This window comes from Pseudomonas sp. OE 28.3 (assembly GCF_014268205.2).
Classification (GTDB): Bacteria; Pseudomonadota; Gammaproteobacteria; order Pseudomonadales; family Pseudomonadaceae; genus Aquipseudomonas; species Aquipseudomonas edaphica.
In genome coordinates, this window is record NZ_CP077082.1 from 5,969,560 (window position 1) to 5,985,521 (window position 15,962).

Here is a 15,962-nt window from a genome sequence, read left to right on the forward strand (position 1 = left end):
GACCTACAACAACGTCGGCAAAAACGATCCAGGCACACAGGCACAGTGCGTCAGCCGCACGGATACTAAAAATCGCAGCCCGACGACTCAACCAAACGCGAACTTATTAACAACTCAGACGGGCGCGGCGACTTTTTCGCTAAGCCGCGCCCGTTAAAACCATTATGGTTTATCCGAAGGCGTCAGTGCATTCAGCACTCCAAACTGTGCTAACTGAGGGCCAAAGGGTGTATTGGTAACAGTACTGTATGCATACCAAGCGCCCTTTTTAAATAGCGCAACTACTGGCCTGCTTACACCGTCCGACTCCACCTGATAGAAGCCCTTGACAATATCACCCTCCTTGTAACTTCCTGTCACCTCATAAAATCTGTAATTCCCTTTCAGTCGAGCAAGCACCTCATCTGAATGTTTGCGTACCGTCTTTAAATCCTTACCTAAGGCGACTATCCCCCGTTTAAAGTTTTTTGGCAGATCAACGATATCGGTAACCCCCACAGAAGCACCGACCCCTGCAAAAAAAGACCGTTTGAGCACCTTGCCTGCTGACTTACCAAGCTTCAAGGCCCTATTCGCGGCACTCGCCCCGGGGAGAAAAAACCCTAAAAAATCGAACCCGATATTAAAAGCTGCGCCGGCAACATTGCCGTCGATCGCATCTTTAATACCATCATAGAAGGGAATAAGCGAAAGGAGAAAATTGTTGACAGCTTGATTAGCTCTGGTGTTCTTTTCAATCCTCGTTTCACCGAAAAGCTTTGTTTTTAAATAATCATAATCCTTGGTAAAAAAATCACCCACCGCGGCACCCAGCGAACCGTTTCGTTGAGAAAAATACGGCGTTCTTGCTTCACCGATTACATCAGGCGAATCACGCTCATTATTGGTGGCAAATTCTGTAAACACATTGTACGTGCCAGGGACTCGTGCCTCGTAACCCGGAGAAAAATACCTGCGATCGTCAAAGTTTGGCTGCTCTGCCGGCACTCCCTTTTCCTTAACAATTTTTCCCAGGGCTGGAAAATAACTAAAGTACTCAACCGCCCCCTGCCCGCCCTCAACTTTCATAAGCAAGCCTTGCCCCCCTTCCAACTCTTTGAGTTCGTGTGGAGTGGGCTTTCGGGGTTGGCGTCCGGGGTAAAGCTGTAGGTTGTTCGTTTCCTCTGTGCCCAAAAAAGGACGAGACACTCGCATGAACGTTACAGTTGATTGACTTATACGCTCCTGTTCAGCCATAGACAGCAAAGACGCCTGATATTTGAACTGAATAGCCCACCCCGCGGCCTGAGTCTTTTTATAGCCCTCAAACTTCTCAGCAAACGTTTGGCCGATATTGTTATCAAGCTCAGAAAAGCGAGACTTCATCTGCGTCCAAGGCAACTCCTTTTCATCACGTGACTTCCACCTGTCTGGCTCAAAAGGCTTCGTCATATAGACATCAAGTGGCGATACGATATAACGGCTATCCATGACACTGCATAAGGTTGTCTTCGTCGGATCAACATCCGGGTACACCCGTTTGAACTCAGACAGCGCCTCCGACTCCCGCGTCGGTGGCGGCTTCAATAACTCAGTGCGTGCCCATTCCAGTTCCCTTTTCTGCTTCTTTAACACGCGCTGTGATTGCTCAACCTCCTCGGGCGTATATCGACCGTCGGGGCTGTATTTTATCACCTTGTTAGCGACCCCCCACGCCCTAAGCGGATTGATCGACATGCTTGCTAACGCGTCCTCATCCTCAAGGAGATTAAGTTGCACATCGGCATAGTTCACTATTTGACGAAACGTCATGTTTCCCGATGCGCCGCCGCGATCTTCCTGCTCTACCAGTGCAACCGCTATAGAAAATTCAGTCCACGTATAAGACCCAAAAACCAGTTCGGGAGGAATATTTTTTACTTTGAGTTCAGGGGCGACGGCGGACAGTAATAGCTGCGCAGCAAGAGGGGCCACATCCGCGCCCAGCTTAGTTTCAAGATAAGTCGTAAAACGTTTAACAATCTCAGAAGCGCTAGCCCCCATATTGTCGCGTTGATAGAGGTTATAACCCGCCACGTTGAAGCATGACTTATCCGGGTTAGGATCAAGGTCCTGCAAGAGCGCCGCAGTCAATGCCTCAATCGCACCGGTCGGCGACTCTGCTGAGCTGATTCTTTTTTGTATGTCCAGGCCCAACGTCTGTGCATCGGGCGTCCGAATGAGCTGGTCCAATGCCAATGAGGGATTGTCCAGAATCATCTTCTGGGCAGGCGCCCCAGGCCTGTTCATCAGGCTACGTATAAAACTGCCGGCTCCTGCGTGAGAATCAGCAGCCGGGCTTGCATGTTTCAACTTCCACGGTTCCACTACCGCCTTCATCTTGCGCAACGCGGTTTTATTCAGCAGTCCAGCAATATGCCTGACGCCCCCACCGTCGGCCCCAGGCATCCGATGGGCAAGGTCAAAGGAGAGTGCGTTCGCCAAGCCAAGCGCCTGCGCACGGTTGCCAGGTAGCTTATGCCCCTTATTTTCGAGCATCTGAGCAACACTTATCTCCCGGCGCTGCTCCTCGATAAATAAACTTGAACGTCGGTCAATCGGGACCATAACGTTATTCAGATCTATTTTCCCTTCAGCATCGTCTACCTGGGCGTTCAGCGCCGCGATAAGTGCATGACGATTAGCGTCATCACCCAGCGCCTTGCCCTGCTCCACTAACGCCTCGACAGATCGCTGGGACGCATGACCCACAGGTGCGAACTCAAACGCTGACCCGGCCCTCAGTTTCTCTCGATGCGCGGCGGCTTGCGAAGGGGAGAGATCGATAGGTTCTGCGTAAAATCGACCCACCGTGTACAGCGGCACCTTACCGTCCGGCCAAGGATAACTGAACGCCTGCCCAGGCTTTGGAGCGATCACCCTGGCAATCGACAACAGCACCCTGGAGATGTCCGACCAACCCGAATTGTCTTCTAAGGAAAAAGTGTGGATCTTGCCATTTACAATTCCCGTCAATTCCCCGGCGAACGGATCCACTTTGAGGCTTTTGCTATCAAGGCCCTGTTCTTTCGCCCACGATAAAAACCCCCGGCTTTTAAAGGCGTCGTCCAATTGGGTCCGCCAACGACCGAGTGTGGACTGCGCAGGCACTTGAACATCCATTGGCCCCATTGAGGTGTGAAAGGAGCGCGTCGCTAATGCTAACGCGTAGGGCCTCGCCAACTGAGCGTCAGCCACCGCCCGGGTTTCGGGGGTGTCAGGCACCTGAGCATCCGTGTTGCGTTCATCATGTGCTTTATCGGTGCTAACCCTGGCGCCAGCCGCAGGAGGCTCATCGGCCCCTGTACTGAATAAGATGGGTGATACTTTCACTGCTTCAATATTTGTCATTTCCACACCCAAACCCGAATAAAAACAAGTAACTATTCAGAGACTGAGTGGCTCACAACTATACAAATCACACAAAAAACATCAGGCAAGGTTTATCCAAACGTTTCAACCCACTTCTCTCATGGGCGACTAAAAGCGGGCACTATGAGGGCTGCAGTAACAACGTGCAGATCACGCGTGTGAACAACGTTCAATTCCGTGCCGACGTAACTTCCTGTAAAGCGTATTCCGGCTCACGCCTAAACTTTCTGCCGTGCGGGACATGTGCCAATGTTGCTGTTTGAGTGCATTGAGTAACGCTACACGCTCTGCATCGTCCAGTACGCCCCCCTGCTGGGGCTCTAAAGCCCTCACGGGGCGCGGTTGGCGAATGATGGGCGGCAGGTCTTCAACGCTGATTTTCCCGTCCTCGCACAACGCCGCCAAAGTACGCAACACGTTGCGCAATTGCCGAATGTTTCCCGGCCAGGCGTAGTCCAGCAAAGCGCGCCGCGCTGGCTCATCAAGCACCACCGCTTGCCCTGCGGCTTCCTCCGCCAGCAAAAACGCCAGTAATTGCGCTTTGTCGCTGCGGTCGCGCAAGGGCGGCACGGCAATCTCAAGGCCGTTGAGGCGATAGTAAAGGTCTTCGCGGAAGCTACCGTCGGCAACACGCGCTAACAGGTCGCGGTGGGTCGCGCTGATGATTCTGACGTCCACCGCCTGCGGCGCGCCCCCGATGGGCACCACCACGCGGTCTTCCAGCACCCTTAAAAGACGGGTTTGCAACGCGAAAGGCATGTCGCCTATCTCATCGAGAAACAGGGTGCCGCCATCGGCCTGCTGTAATTTACCGCGCATGCCTTCTTTCAGCGCGCCGGTAAAGCTGCCGCCGCGATAACCGAACAACTCGCTTTCAATCAGGTTTTCCGGGATGGCGGCGCAATTAAGCGCAACGAAAGCCTTGTCGGCGCGCTGGCTGGCTTGATGCACCGCCTTGGCGAAGGCTTCTTTACCACAGCCGGTTTCGCCGTTGATCAACAGGGGCACGTCGCGCTCGAATACCCTGAGGGCCTTGCGAAAATCACTCTGTAACACCGGGTCGCCGAGGCAGATGCCCGGCAGGCGCGGTGCCTCGGGCTTGGCCATCGGCGCCGGCGGTGTACTCCGTGCCTGACCACGCAACGCAGCGAACAAATGCCGGCCATCGCGCGTACGCAACGGCCAACTGGCGGTGGCATTGGCACTGGCGCGGCCGAGCAACTGGTCCAGCGAGCATTCGAAAAACGCTTCCACCGGCTGCCCCAGCAAACCGCCCCGCGCCTGGCCCAGCAGGTTCAGGGCGCTCTGGTTGACCGCACAGATACGTCCGTCACCGTCGAAGGCCAGCAGCCCTTCGCTGAACAACCCCACAGATTCCGCCTGCAAGTGAAAGCGCAGCAGCCAGTGCTTTTCAAAATGGCGCAGGAAGTAACAACTTTCGATCATCTTGGCCGACAAGTTCACCAACGCCATGGTGTGGAACTGGCTTTGGCGCGACACCGCCTCACGTGCAGAAGACACATCCAGCACGGCCAGCAGTTCTCCATGGGGATCGAACACCGGGCTCGCTGAGCAGGTCAGACCGGTGTGGCGGCCGCGAAAATGCTCATCGCGGTGAATGGTCAGCGACTGGCGCTCCACCAAGCAGGTGCCGATGCCATTGGTGCCCTCGCACGCCTCGCTCCAGTCGGCCCCCAGCCATAGCCCCGCACGCTCGAACACCTTGCGCTCGGCCGGCGCGGTAACGCAGTTGAGGATCACCCCACGCGCATCGGTGAGCAGCACCGCATGGCCGGCGCCGGAAAGTTGTTGATGCAGGCTGTTCATCTCACTGCCGGCAATGCGCAGCACTTGCTGCAAGCGCTCGCGACTTTCCAGCAGGCGCCCGTGTTCCAGCACGGTGGGCGCCATGGTCAGCGCGGGGTCGAGGTGATAGTCCTCAAGGCACCGCAACCAGGACCGGGCGATGGACGGGTCGCTGCCGGGGCCGTGGGCGAGGTCTTGCCCGCGGGTGACGGTGAGGACCTGTTGAGCATGGCGACTGAAATGATCGTTGTGCATGTTCTTATTATTCTCCCTGCGTGAGAGCAGCCAGCATCCCCCAGCCATCCGGCCATTGCAATCCCGCGCCGACCCACCGGTCACAGGGTGTATCGCTTATGGCACAAACTGTCACACCGGCTGTGCCAGCCTTGTCACCGCAACACCTCGCAACAAAGCTCAAACCCTTGATTTAACAGGTGTGTAAAGCGATGGCCCAACCTTTGCTCTACGCTTTATCACGCGCAACACCGCTGTACTCCAATAAACATAAAAGCAGGAGATACCCACCATGCGTTACGCACATCCCGGCACCGAAGGCTCGATCGTTTCCTTCAAGGCCAAGTACGGCAACTTCATCGGCGGCGAGTTCGTTGCACCGGTGGACGGCAACTATTTCACTAACACCTCGCCGGTCAACGGCAAGCCCATCGCCGAATTCCCGCGCTCCACTGCCAAAGACATCGACAAGGCACTGGATGCCGCCCACGCCGCCGCTGACGCCTGGGGCAAGACCTCGGCCCAGGACCGCTCGCTGGTGCTGCTGAAAATCGCCGACCGCATCGAACAGAACCTCGAACTGCTGGCCATCACCGAGACCTGGGACAACGGCAAGGCCGTGCGTGAAACCCTCAACGCCGACATCCCGCTGGCCGCTGACCACTTCCGCTATTTCGCCGGTTGCATCCGCGCCCAGGAAGGCACCAGCGCCGAGATCAACGAACTTACCGCGTCCTACCACTTCCACGAGCCGCTGGGTGTGGTCGGCCAGATCATCCCGTGGAACTTCCCGCTGCTGATGGCCGCGTGGAAACTCGCACCGGCCCTGGCCGCCGGTAACTGCGTGGTGCTCAAACCCGCCGAGCAAACCCCGCTGGGCATCAACGTGCTGATGGAGCTGATCGGCGACCTGCTGCCGCCTGGCGTGCTGAACGTGGTGCACGGCTTCGGCAAAGAAGCGGGCGAAGCCCTGGCCACCAGCAAGCGCATCGCCAAGATCGCCTTCACCGGCTCCACGCCAGTGGGCTCGCACATCATGCACGCGGCGGCCGAGAACATTATTCCGTCCACCGTCGAGCTGGGCGGCAAGTCGCCGAACATCTTCTTTGCCGACATCATGAAAGCCGAACCTTCGTTTATCGAGAAAGCCGCCGAAGGCCTGGTGCTGGCGTTCTTTAACCAAGGCGAAGTGTGCACCTGCCCATCCCGTGCGCTGGTTGAAGAGTCGATCTACGACGACTTCATGAAAGTGGTGATGAAGAAGGTCGAGCAGATCAAACGCGGCGACCCGCTGGACACCGACACCATGGTCGGCGCCCAGGCGTCCGAGCAGCAGTTCGACAAGATCCTGTCCTACCTGGAAATCGCCAAGGGCGAAGGCGCGCAACTGCTCACCGGCGGCAAGGTCGAGCAACTGACCGGCGACATGGCCGGTGGTTATTACATCCAGCCGACCCTGCTCAAGGGCACCAATGAGATGCGCGTGTTCCAGGAAGAAATCTTCGGCCCGGTGGTGAGCATCACCACCTTCAAGGACGAAGCCGAAGCCCTGGCGATTGCCAACGACACCGAGTTCGGCCTCGGCGCCGGCGTGTGGACCCGCGACATCAACCGCGCCTACCGCATGGGCCGTGCGATCAAGGCGGGCCGTGTGTGGACCAACTGCTACCACCTGTACCCGGCGCATGCCGCGTTTGGTGGCTACAAGAAGTCCGGCGTGGGCCGTGAGACCCACAAGATGATGTTGGATCACTACCAGCAGACCAAGAACCTGCTGGTGAGCTACGACATTAATCCGTTGGGCTTTTTCTAACTAACACCCGCTCCACCATTTGAAATGCAATCAAGTGTGGGAGCTGGCTTGCCTGCGATAGCGGTAGTTCAACCAGCAAAAGTGGTGACTGCCCTACCGTCATCGCAGGCAAGCCAGCTCCCACATTTTGATCTTCGCAAGTACTCGCAACTCACGTTCGACACAAAGAGGTCGAGCTAGAACAATAACAACGGACGGTACTTCCCCATGCCTAGCGAACCCACTGGCTCTTCCGTCGACTTCGAAAAAGTCGGCACCGACTATTTCCAACAACGCGAACTGAAAAAAGGCGCCGCCGGCTGGGTGCTGCTGGTCGGCCTTGGCGTTGCCTATGTGATCTCCGGCGACTACGCCGGTTGGAACTTCGGCCTGGCCCAGGGCGGCTGGGGCGGCATGTTCCTCGCCACCTTGCTCATGGCCACCATGTACCTGTGCATGTGTTTCTCCCTGGCCGAACTGTCTTCCATGATTCCTACCGCCGGCGGTGGCTACGGCTTTGCCCGCAGCGCCTTTGGCCCTTGGGGCGGGTTCCTCACGGGCACCGCCATCCTGATCGAGTACGCGATTGCTCCTGCCGCCATCGCGGTGTTTATCGGCGCCTATTGCGAGTCGTTGTTCGGCATCGGCGGCTGGATGATTTACCTGGCGTTCTACATCATCTTTATCGGCATCCACATCTTTGGCGTGGGTGAAGCCTTGAAGCTGATGTTTGTGATCACCGCCGTCGCTGCGATTGCCTTGGGGGTGTTCCTGGTGTCGATGGTGCCGCACTTCAACGTCGCCAACTTGCTTGACATGCCGGTGACCGAGGCCAAGGGCGCCAGCACCTTCCTGCCGTTTGGCTATGTTGGCGTGTGGGCGGCGATTCCCTACGCGATCTGGTTTTTCCTCGCCGTCGAAGGTGTGCCCCTGGCCGCCGAAGAAACCAAGAACCCCAAGCGCGACCTGCCCCGCGGATTGATCGGCGCCATTGTGGTGCTGACCAGTTTTGCCCTGTTGATTCTGGTGATTGCGCCCGGCGGCGCCGGCACCTACGCGCTGATCAAATCGGGTAACCCGCTGGTTGAAGCACTGGCGTTGTCGTACGGCGGCTCGACCTGGATGGGCAGCTTCGTCAATCTGGTTGGCCTGGCCGGGCTGATCGCGAGCTTTTTCTCGATTATCTACGCCTACTCGCGGCAGATCTTTGCCTTGTCTCGTGCCGGCTACCTGCCGCGCAAGCTGTCGCAGACCAACAAAAGCAAGGCGCCGGTGCTGGCATTGGTGATCCCCGGCATCATCGGTTTCGGCCTGTCGCTGACCGGCCAGGGTGATTTGCTGATTCTGGTGGCGGTGTTCGGCGCGACCATTTCCTACGTACTGATGATGGCCGCGCACATCACGTTGCGCATCCGCCGCCCCAAAATGGACCGCCCGTACCGCACGCCGGGTGGCATTTTCACTTCCGGCATCGCCCTGGTACTGGCCTGCGTGGCCGTGGTAGCGGGCTTTCTGGTGGACCCACGGGTGGTGATTGGCGCTGCGATCATCTATGGAGTATTAATTGCTTACTTTGCTTTCTACAGCCGGCATCACTTGGTAGCAGGCACGCCCGAAGAGGAATTCGCGGCGATCCAGGCCGCAGAGGCCGCCTTGCACTAACTGCCGTAAACCTCGATGCGGGCGCCTTACTCACGGGCAGCCCGCGTCGCCAAGGAGACACTGTATGGCAAGCTTTACCCACGCGGTAGGTACACAGACCTACCGTTTCGACAGCCTCAAGGACGTGATGGCCAAGGCCAGCCCGGCGCGTTCCGGCGACTTCCTGGCCGGTGTGGCGGCGCAAAACGACGGCGAGCGCGTCGCGGCGCAAATGGCGCTGGCGAATATCCCGTTGAAACACTTCCTCGAAGAAGTGCTGATCCCCTACGAAAGCGACGAAGTCACCCGGCTAATCATCGACACCCACGATAAGCAGGCGTTTAGCGCAGTCAGCCACCTCACCGTCGGCGGCCTGCGCGACTGGCTGCTCAGTGATGCGGCCGACGAACATACCCTGCGTGCCCTGGCGCCCGGGCTGACCCCAGAGATGGCCGCCGCCGTTTCCAAGATCATGCGAGTGCAGGACTTGGTGCTGGTGGCGCAGAAGATCCGCGTGGTCACCCAGTTTCGCGGCACCATGGGCCTGCGCGGGCGCCTGTCGACCCGCCTGCAACCCAACCACCCGACGGATGAACCGGCGGGCATCGCCGCCAGCATTCTCGACGGCCTGCTCTACGGCAACGGCGACGCCATGATCGGCATCAACCCGGCCACCGACAGCATCGCCTCGATCTGCGCCATGCTGGAGATGCTTGACGCGATCATCCAGCGCTACGAAATCCCCACCCAAGCCTGCGTGCTGACCCACGTGACCACCTCCATCGAGGCCATCAACCGTGGCGTGCCGCTGGACCTGGTGTTTCAGTCAATTGCCGGCACCGAGGCGGCCAACGCCAGTTTCGGCATCAGCCTGAGCGTGCTGCAAGAAGGCTACGAAGCGGGTTTGAGCCTGAATCGCGGCACGTTGGGCCAGAACCTGATGTATTTCGAAACCGGCCAGGGCAGCGCCTTGTCGGCCAACGCGCACTTTGGCGTCGACCAGCAAACCTGTGAAACCCGCGCCTACGCCGTGGCGCGGCATTTCAAGCCGTTTTTGGTCAACACGGTTGTAGGCTTTATCGGCCCGGAGTACCTGTACAACGGCAAGCAGATCATCCGCGCCGGCCTCGAAGACCACTTCTGCGGCAAGCTGCTCGGCGTGCCGATGGGCTGTGATATCTGCTACACCAACCACGCCGAGGCCGACCAGGATGATATGGACACGCTGCTGACCCTGCTGGGCGTGGCCGGGATCAACTTCATCATGGGCATCCCCGGCTCCGACGACATCATGCTCAACTACCAGACCACCTCGTTCCACGACGCCCTGTACGCTCGGCAAACACTGGGTTTAAAGCCGGCGCCGGAGTTTGAGCAGTGGCTGGCGAAAATGGGCATCTTCACCCAAGCCGACGGCAAGGTGCACTTTGGCAACAGCCTGCCACCGGCGTTTCGCCACGCCTTGAAGCAATTAGGATGAAGGAGCCGCCTGTGCAACTCGACCTGCCTGACAACCCGTGGCTGGAACTGCGCCGCCTCACACCTGCACGCATTGCCCTGGGCCGCACCGGCACCAGCATCCCCACCAACGCGCAGCTGGATTTTCAGTTCGCCCACGCCCAGGCGCGCGATGCGGTACACCTGCCCTTCGACCATGCGGGCCTGAGCAGCCAAATGGCCGAGCGCGGGCGTGACAGCCTGTTGCTGCACAGCGCTGCGGTGGACCGGCACATGTACCTGCAACGCCCGGATCTGGGCCGGCGCCTGAGTGATGAGTCAGCCCAGAGCCTGCGCGACTATGCCGACGCCAACCCAGGTGGCGTGGATTTGGCCGTGGTGGTGGCTGATGGCCTGTCGGCGCTGGCGGTGCATAAACATACGCTGCCGTTTCTTACACGCATGGAGGAACAGACCCAGGCTGAAGGCTGGTCTTTATCGCCAGTGATTCTGGTGGAACAGGGCCGCGTGGCAGTGGCCGATGAAGTCGGCCAATTGCTCGGGGCCAAGATGGTGGTGATTCTGATCGGCGAACGACCGGGGCTCAGCTCGCCGGACAGCCTGGGGCTGTATTTCACCTACAACCCCAAGGTCGGACTCACCGATGCCTACCGCAACTGCATCTCCAACGTACGACTGGAGGGCCTGAGTTACGGCATGGCCGCCCATCGCCTGCTTTATTTGATGAAAGAGGCGTGTCGTCGGCAGCTGTCGGGGGTCAACCTCAAGGACGAGGCGCAGGTTCAGACCATTGAATCGGATGATCCTGACCTGATGAAAGGCAATTTCCTGCTCAGCCCACCCAATGACTGATAGCTGCACGATTGCGCTTTTTTGCGTCATTAGGCAGCATCGAGTCACGACCGCTTGTGTGGTCATACACCCATTTGGAAGTTGAGGCCTGGCATGCGGATTACTCAAGCGACCCTGGAACACCTGGACCTGCTGACCCCGTTGTTCGTCAAGTACCGTGAGTTTTATGGCGCGCTGCCCTTCCCGGATTCGTCGCGGGCCTTTCTGGAAAAGCGCCTGCGCCGCAAAGAGTCGGTGATCTACCTGGCCCTGGCGGATGATGACGACAAAAGGTTGCTGGGATTCTGCCAGCTGTACCCGAGCTTTTCGTCGCTGTCGCTTAAACGCGTGTGGATCCTCAACGACATCTACGTGGCCGAAGATGCCCGCCGGCAGCTGGTGGCCGACAACCTGATACGCACCGCGAAGAAGATGGCCAAGGAGACCCAGGCCGTGCGGCTGCGGGTGTCGACCAGCAGTGACAATGAAGTGGCGCAGAAGACCTATGAGTCGATCGGCTTTCGGGAAGATACGGAGTTCAAGAACTACGTGCTGCCGATCAGTGAGGACTGAGAAAACACCAGCGCTCCACTGTGGGAGCTGGCTTGCCTGCGATAGCGAAGTATCAGCGGATGCATCATTTGCTGGCCCACCGCTATCGCAGGCAAGCCAGCTCCCACATTTACATCTGAGCAACATTTAGGTCGGTGTGGGGCCTTGCTACCAGCGACACTCCCCGCTACAAAACCAACACGCTTTTCACCTCTTAATCCGTATAATGCGGACCTCTCAGAGTTGTAAGAATCGCGACATAACCTTGTAGCCTAACTTACCCGTAGCTTCCGCACAGGCCCGCTGAGTCGGGCCATTCACACAGGTGCCATCCATGGATTTCAACCCGCTCGACCTTATTCTGCATCTCGACGTGTACCTCGACATGCTGGTAAGAAACTACGGAGTGTGGATCTACGCCATTCTGTTCCTGGTTATCTTTTGCGAAACCGGTTTGGTGGTCATGCCCTTCCTGCCCGGTGACTCCCTGCTGTTTATCGCCGGCGCCGTCGCCGCAGGCGGCGGCATGGACCCGGTCCTGCTGGGCGGCCTGCTAATGCTGGCAGCCATCCTCGGCGACAGTACCAACTACGTGATCGGACGAACGGCCGGGGAGCGCTTGTTCAGCAACCCGAATTCGAAAATCTTCCGCCGCGACTACCTGCAAAAAACCCACGACTTCTACGACAAGCACGGCGGTAAAACCGTGACCCTGGCGCGCTTCCTGCCGATCCTGCGCACCTTTGCGCCATTCGTGGCCGGTATCGCCAAAATGCCTTACCCGCGCTTCTTTGGGTTCAGCGTGTTCGGCACCATCCTGTGGGTTGGCGGCCTGGTCACCCTGGGTTACTTCTTCGGCAACGTGCCGTTTATCAAAAAGAACCTCTCGCTGCTGGTGGTGTTCATCATCCTGCTGTCGCTGGTGCCAATGATCATCGGCGTGGTCCGCAGCCGTTTTGGCCGCAGTTCCGAAGCCAAGCCGCAGTAACCCGCGATGTGGTCCCTCAGCGCCTGGCGTCGCCGGCGCCTGCTGGCCAAGCACCCGATTGCCGATGACACCTGGCAGCGGGTGCGCCACCACCTGACCTTCCTCGACGGCATCAGCGCCGAGCAGGACCAGTGGCTGCGCGAAGCCTGCGTGGTGTTCCTGAATGGAAAGCACCTCACCGCCCTGCCCGGCGTCGAGTTGCATCAGGAACAGCGCCTGCTGCTCGCCGCCCAGGCACAATTGCCGTTGATGAACCTGGGCGACCTCGACTGGTATCAGGGTTTTCACGAAATCGTGCTGTACCCCGACGACTTCCTCAGCCCCCAGCGCCATCGCGATGCCAGCGGCGTCGAGCACGAGTGGGACGGTGAGCACAGCGGCGAAGCCTGGCAGCAAGGCCCGGTGATCCTCGCCTGGCCCGGCGTACTGGCCAGCGGCCAGTGGGAAGGCTACAACCTGGTGATCCACGAGCTGGCGCACAAGCTGGACATGCTCAACGGCGACGCCAACGGCCTGCCGCCGCTGCACCACGACATGCGCGTGCAGGAATGGGCCAGCGTGATGCAAAGCGCCTTTGACGACCTCAACCGCCAACTGGATGCCAACCCGGACGCCGAGACCGACATCGACCCCTACGCCGCCGAAAACCCGGCGGAGTTCTTTGCCGTCACCAGTGAGTATTTCTTCAGTGCCCCGGATTTACTGGTCGGCACTTACCCCCAGGTGTACGCGCAACTGAGCCGCTTCTATCGCCAGGACCCGCTGGCCCGCCTGCACCAACTGCAAACCGGCGATGCCCGCTACCAGACTGAACCGCTGGCGCCACACGACGTCTGACGCATGGCATCGGCGTCAGAATATGCCTATAATCGCCGCCACTTTTAGGCCAATCCGGCCATGTTTCATGGCCAACTACGGGGGCACCGCCCAATGAGCTACAGCAAGATTCCGGCTGGCAAAGACCTGCCGAACGACATCTACGTCGCCATCGAAATTCCGGCCAACCACGCGCCGATCAAATACGAAATCGACAAAGACAGCGACTGCCTGTTCGTTGACCGTTTCATGGCCACCCCGATGTTCTACCCGGCCAACTACGGTTTTATCCCTAACACCCTGGCTGACGACGGTGACCCCCTCGACGTGCTGGTAGTAACCCCTTACCCGGTTACCCCAGGCTCGGTGATTCGCGCGCGCCCAGTCGGCATCCTGAACATGACCGACGACGGCGGTGGCGATGCCAAAGTTATCGCGGTGCCACACGACAAGCTGTCCCAGCTGTACGTGGACGTGAAGGAATACACCGACCTGCCGCCACTGCTGCTGGAACAGATCAAGCACTTCTTCGAGAACTACAAAGACCTCGAAAAAGGCAAATGGGTGAAGATCGACGGTTGGGGCAACGCAGACGCCGCCCGCGCCGAGATCATGAAGTCGGTCGCTGCCTACAAAGGCTGATACCCGCTCCTCATTGCCCCGGCAATCAAAAAAGCCCCGACGATTCGGGGCTTTTTTTGTGGGAAAAATTAAACGCCAAGTTCAATGTTTAATTCGGAACGTTTAATAAGATTAGATAACTGACATATCAGACTACAACTAAGCAAATCCCTACACGCGAAACTCAACGCATAGTTTATTTGATGTATTTTTCCGGCCAGTAAACTCTGCGTTTATGAATACATCAGGTGATCGACTAAAAGCGTTACTGCGGGAAGTTCATCTTTCCGCCTCCGACTTCGCCAAGAACCGTGGTGTCACGCCTCAACACGTGAACAACTGGTTCAAGCGCGGCGTGCCCATGGGCCGACTCAACGAGATCGCAGAACTGCTCTGCGTCTCCAGCCGTTGGCTGCGCACCGGCGAAGGCCTCAAACACCCGCCGGCCAACTTCCTGCTGGAAGGCCCGGACCCAAGCAAGGGCATCGCCACCCGCGAAGACAGCGGCAAGTACCTCACGGGCCCCGCCCGTCTCCCAGAAAAAATCGACGTGGAGATCCCCCTCCACCCCACATTCACCTCAAGCGAACGCATCCGCGTCTCCCTGCACACCCTCGAAACCCTCAACGTACACCCCGACCGCGCGGTAGGCGCCTACATGGTCGACAACAGCATGACCGACATCATCCAACAAGGCGCCACCCTCGCCATCGACCGCGGCCGCAGCCAAATCACCGACGGCGAAATCTACGCCGTCGAACACGACGGCATGCTCCGCATCAAATACCTCTACAACCGCCCCGGCGGCGGCCTGCGCATGCGCAGCCACAACGCCGGCGAACACCCGGACGAATACCTCACCCACGAACAACGCTTTGAGCAGAACTTCGGGATCGTCGGCTGGGTGTTCTGGTGGTCCACCCTCAACAACCGCAGGCCGGTGCCGCTGGACGAACACCTGCTGGGCTGGGAAGGCTCTAAATCGGACCCGGAGGTAGGCATATGAGGTGAATGTGGGTATCATGCCGCCCACATTTGGCAGGGGGTGGCTTTGCGCTATCTATTCTGCCTGGCGATGCGGAGGAGTTCCCGCAGATGCCCCTACTATTCAGCCCGACGTGATGTGGGCTGAGCGATTTGAAGGCTGGTGAGGTTTGTCAAAAACAAGCTGAGGCAGTCCCCGAGAAGCCGGCCACAAGCCGGCTTTTTAATGCCTGTAAGAATCACAATCCAGTAGTCCAACAGTTGTCGGACTACTGGAGCCGCTTATTGCCTCACCCGCCTCTCTGGTGCGTTATCCAGGCTGCATACACTCCACAGCCCGATCCGCCACCATCTTCGCCATCTCCACCAAATGCATCACCGCCCTGTGCGGCGCACCCAGCGGTTCACCCAGTGCCTGCGATGTAGCCACCGCACACTGCAACAGCTCGGCTACGCGCACCCAGGCATCTTCAAAGCTCAGTTCTTCATTAACAGTAAATGGCTTGGTCGCAGCCGATGAGGGCAAATCCGAAACAACGTTATCCATAGCAAAACTCCAATCGATAATTTGGAGCTGCCAAGATCCGCGACTAAACGAAAGGCGGCAGCTGTACGCAGGTTAGTCGACCGGTCGATTGGGAACCCGGCGCACCCGGAGGTGCCCTGCGCACAGCCACCATAAGATGCAGGCGAAGGGGGGCCTGACTCATGAATTGCTTATGCGCCAATCGAATCCGGGCGACTAAACCCGATCACTGAAAAAACAGTGACGGAACGCAGCCTAGTCGCGGAATTTAGCTGGCGCAAGCGACTGGAATTCTCTAGGAAACGTCCTTCAAATGAAAGGGA

Annotated in this window: 12 protein-coding genes; 9 read left to right on the plus strand and 3 right to left on the minus strand. The window is 58.4% G+C overall.

The window, feature by feature from the left end; genetic code table 11:
• Positions 1-162: 162 nt before the first annotated feature.
• Entirely contained in the window at positions 163-3,369 is a 3,207-nt protein-coding gene (locus HU759_RS26810) for a hypothetical protein (RefSeq protein ID WP_170038066.1), read from the minus strand.
• 171 nt (positions 3,370-3,540) lie between these two features.
• Positions 3,541-5,451 (minus strand): sigma-54-dependent Fis family transcriptional regulator, encoded by a 1,911-nt coding sequence (locus HU759_RS26815; RefSeq protein WP_169987403.1) that lies wholly within the window; start codon positions 5,449-5,451, stop codon positions 3,541-3,543.
• Positions 5,452-5,722: 271 nt separating this feature from the next.
• Between HU759_RS26815 and HU759_RS26820 the strand changes: the two genes are divergently transcribed.
• The 9 genes from HU759_RS26820 to HU759_RS26860 all read left to right on the plus strand — a co-directional run bounded on the left by HU759_RS26820 (position 5,723) and on the right by HU759_RS26860 (position 15,135).
• Positions 5,723-7,243: an aldehyde dehydrogenase family protein gene (locus HU759_RS26820; RefSeq protein WP_058420203.1), complete on the plus strand. Its 1,521-nt coding sequence runs from the start codon at positions 5,723-5,725 to the stop codon at positions 7,241-7,243.
• A gap of 207 nt (positions 7,244-7,450) precedes the next feature.
• Complete coding sequence (eat, locus tag HU759_RS26825) at positions 7,451-8,884, plus strand: ethanolamine permease (protein WP_138450483.1); 1,434 nt, start codon at positions 7,451-7,453, stop codon at positions 8,882-8,884.
• A 64-nt stretch (positions 8,885-8,948) separates the two neighbouring features.
• Positions 8,949-10,343: an ethanolamine ammonia-lyase subunit EutB gene (locus tag HU759_RS26830; protein WP_170038064.1), complete on the plus strand. Its 1,395-nt coding sequence runs from the start codon at positions 8,949-8,951 to the stop codon at positions 10,341-10,343.
• Entirely contained in the window at positions 10,340-11,173 is an 834-nt protein-coding gene (gene eutC / locus HU759_RS26835; RefSeq protein ID WP_170038062.1) for an ethanolamine ammonia-lyase subunit EutC, read from the plus strand. The genes HU759_RS26830 and eutC overlap by 4 nt, the downstream gene beginning before the upstream one ends.
• A 93-nt stretch (positions 11,174-11,266) precedes the next feature.
• Positions 11,267-11,725: a GNAT family N-acetyltransferase gene (locus tag HU759_RS26840; protein ID WP_099547578.1), complete on the plus strand. Its 459-nt coding sequence runs from the start codon at positions 11,267-11,269 to the stop codon at positions 11,723-11,725.
• Between the two features lie 313 nt (positions 11,726-12,038).
• Positions 12,039-12,692, plus strand: a complete 654-nt coding sequence (locus HU759_RS26845) for a DedA family protein (RefSeq protein WP_017136026.1) — start codon at positions 12,039-12,041, stop codon at positions 12,690-12,692.
• A 6-nt stretch (positions 12,693-12,698) separates the two neighbouring features.
• The gene (locus HU759_RS26850; RefSeq protein WP_170038060.1) at positions 12,699-13,529 is read left to right on the plus strand and encodes a M90 family metallopeptidase; all 831 of its coding nucleotides are present in this window, start codon (positions 12,699-12,701) and stop codon (positions 13,527-13,529) included.
• 93 nt (positions 13,530-13,622) lie between these two features.
• The gene (gene ppa, locus HU759_RS26855) at positions 13,623-14,150 is read left to right on the plus strand and encodes an inorganic diphosphatase (protein WP_003176323.1); all 528 of its coding nucleotides are present in this window, start codon (positions 13,623-13,625) and stop codon (positions 14,148-14,150) included.
• Between the two features lie 214 nt (positions 14,151-14,364).
• A complete protein-coding gene (locus HU759_RS26860; RefSeq protein WP_186617112.1) occupies positions 14,365-15,135 on the plus strand; it encodes a helix-turn-helix transcriptional regulator in 771 nt (256 codons plus the stop codon).
• Positions 15,136-15,423: 288 nt separating this feature from the next.
• On the opposite strand, the gene HU759_RS26865 is transcribed toward HU759_RS26860, so the two are convergent.
• Positions 15,424-15,660, minus strand: a complete 237-nt coding sequence (locus HU759_RS26865) for a hypothetical protein (RefSeq protein WP_138450496.1) — start codon at positions 15,658-15,660, stop codon at positions 15,424-15,426.
• Between the last annotated feature and the right edge of the window lie 302 nt (positions 15,661-15,962).

Bases quoted from the DNA above. Each gene is read 5' to 3' on its own strand.
- HU759_RS26840 (WP_099547578.1), top strand. From the start codon at position 11,267: ATGCGGATTACTCAAGCGACCCTGGAACACCTGGACCTGCTGACCCCG.
- HU759_RS26820 (WP_058420203.1), top strand. From the start codon at position 5,723: ATGCGTTACGCACATCCCGGCACCGAAGGCTCGATCGTTTCCTTCAAG.
- HU759_RS26830 (WP_170038064.1), top strand. From the start codon at position 8,949: ATGGCAAGCTTTACCCACGCGGTAGGTACACAGACCTACCGTTTCGAC.
- HU759_RS26845 (WP_017136026.1), top strand. From the start codon at position 12,039: ATGGATTTCAACCCGCTCGACCTTATTCTGCATCTCGACGTGTACCTC.
- HU759_RS26810 (WP_170038066.1), bottom strand. From the start codon at position 3,369: ATGACAAATATTGAAGCAGTGAAAGTATCACCCATCTTATTCAGTACA.
- HU759_RS26850 (WP_170038060.1), top strand. From the start codon at position 12,699: ATGTGGTCCCTCAGCGCCTGGCGTCGCCGGCGCCTGCTGGCCAAGCAC.
- eutC (WP_170038062.1), top strand. From the start codon at position 10,340: ATGAAGGAGCCGCCTGTGCAACTCGACCTGCCTGACAACCCGTGGCTG.
- HU759_RS26865 (WP_138450496.1), bottom strand. From the start codon at position 15,660: ATGGATAACGTTGTTTCGGATTTGCCCTCATCGGCTGCGACCAAGCCA.
- eat (WP_138450483.1), top strand. From the start codon at position 7,451: ATGCCTAGCGAACCCACTGGCTCTTCCGTCGACTTCGAAAAAGTCGGC.
- HU759_RS26860 (WP_186617112.1), top strand. From the start codon at position 14,365: ATGAATACATCAGGTGATCGACTAAAAGCGTTACTGCGGGAAGTTCAT.
- ppa (WP_003176323.1), top strand. From the start codon at position 13,623: ATGAGCTACAGCAAGATTCCGGCTGGCAAAGACCTGCCGAACGACATC.
- HU759_RS26815 (WP_169987403.1), bottom strand. From the start codon at position 5,451: ATGCACAACGATCATTTCAGTCGCCATGCTCAACAGGTCCTCACCGTC.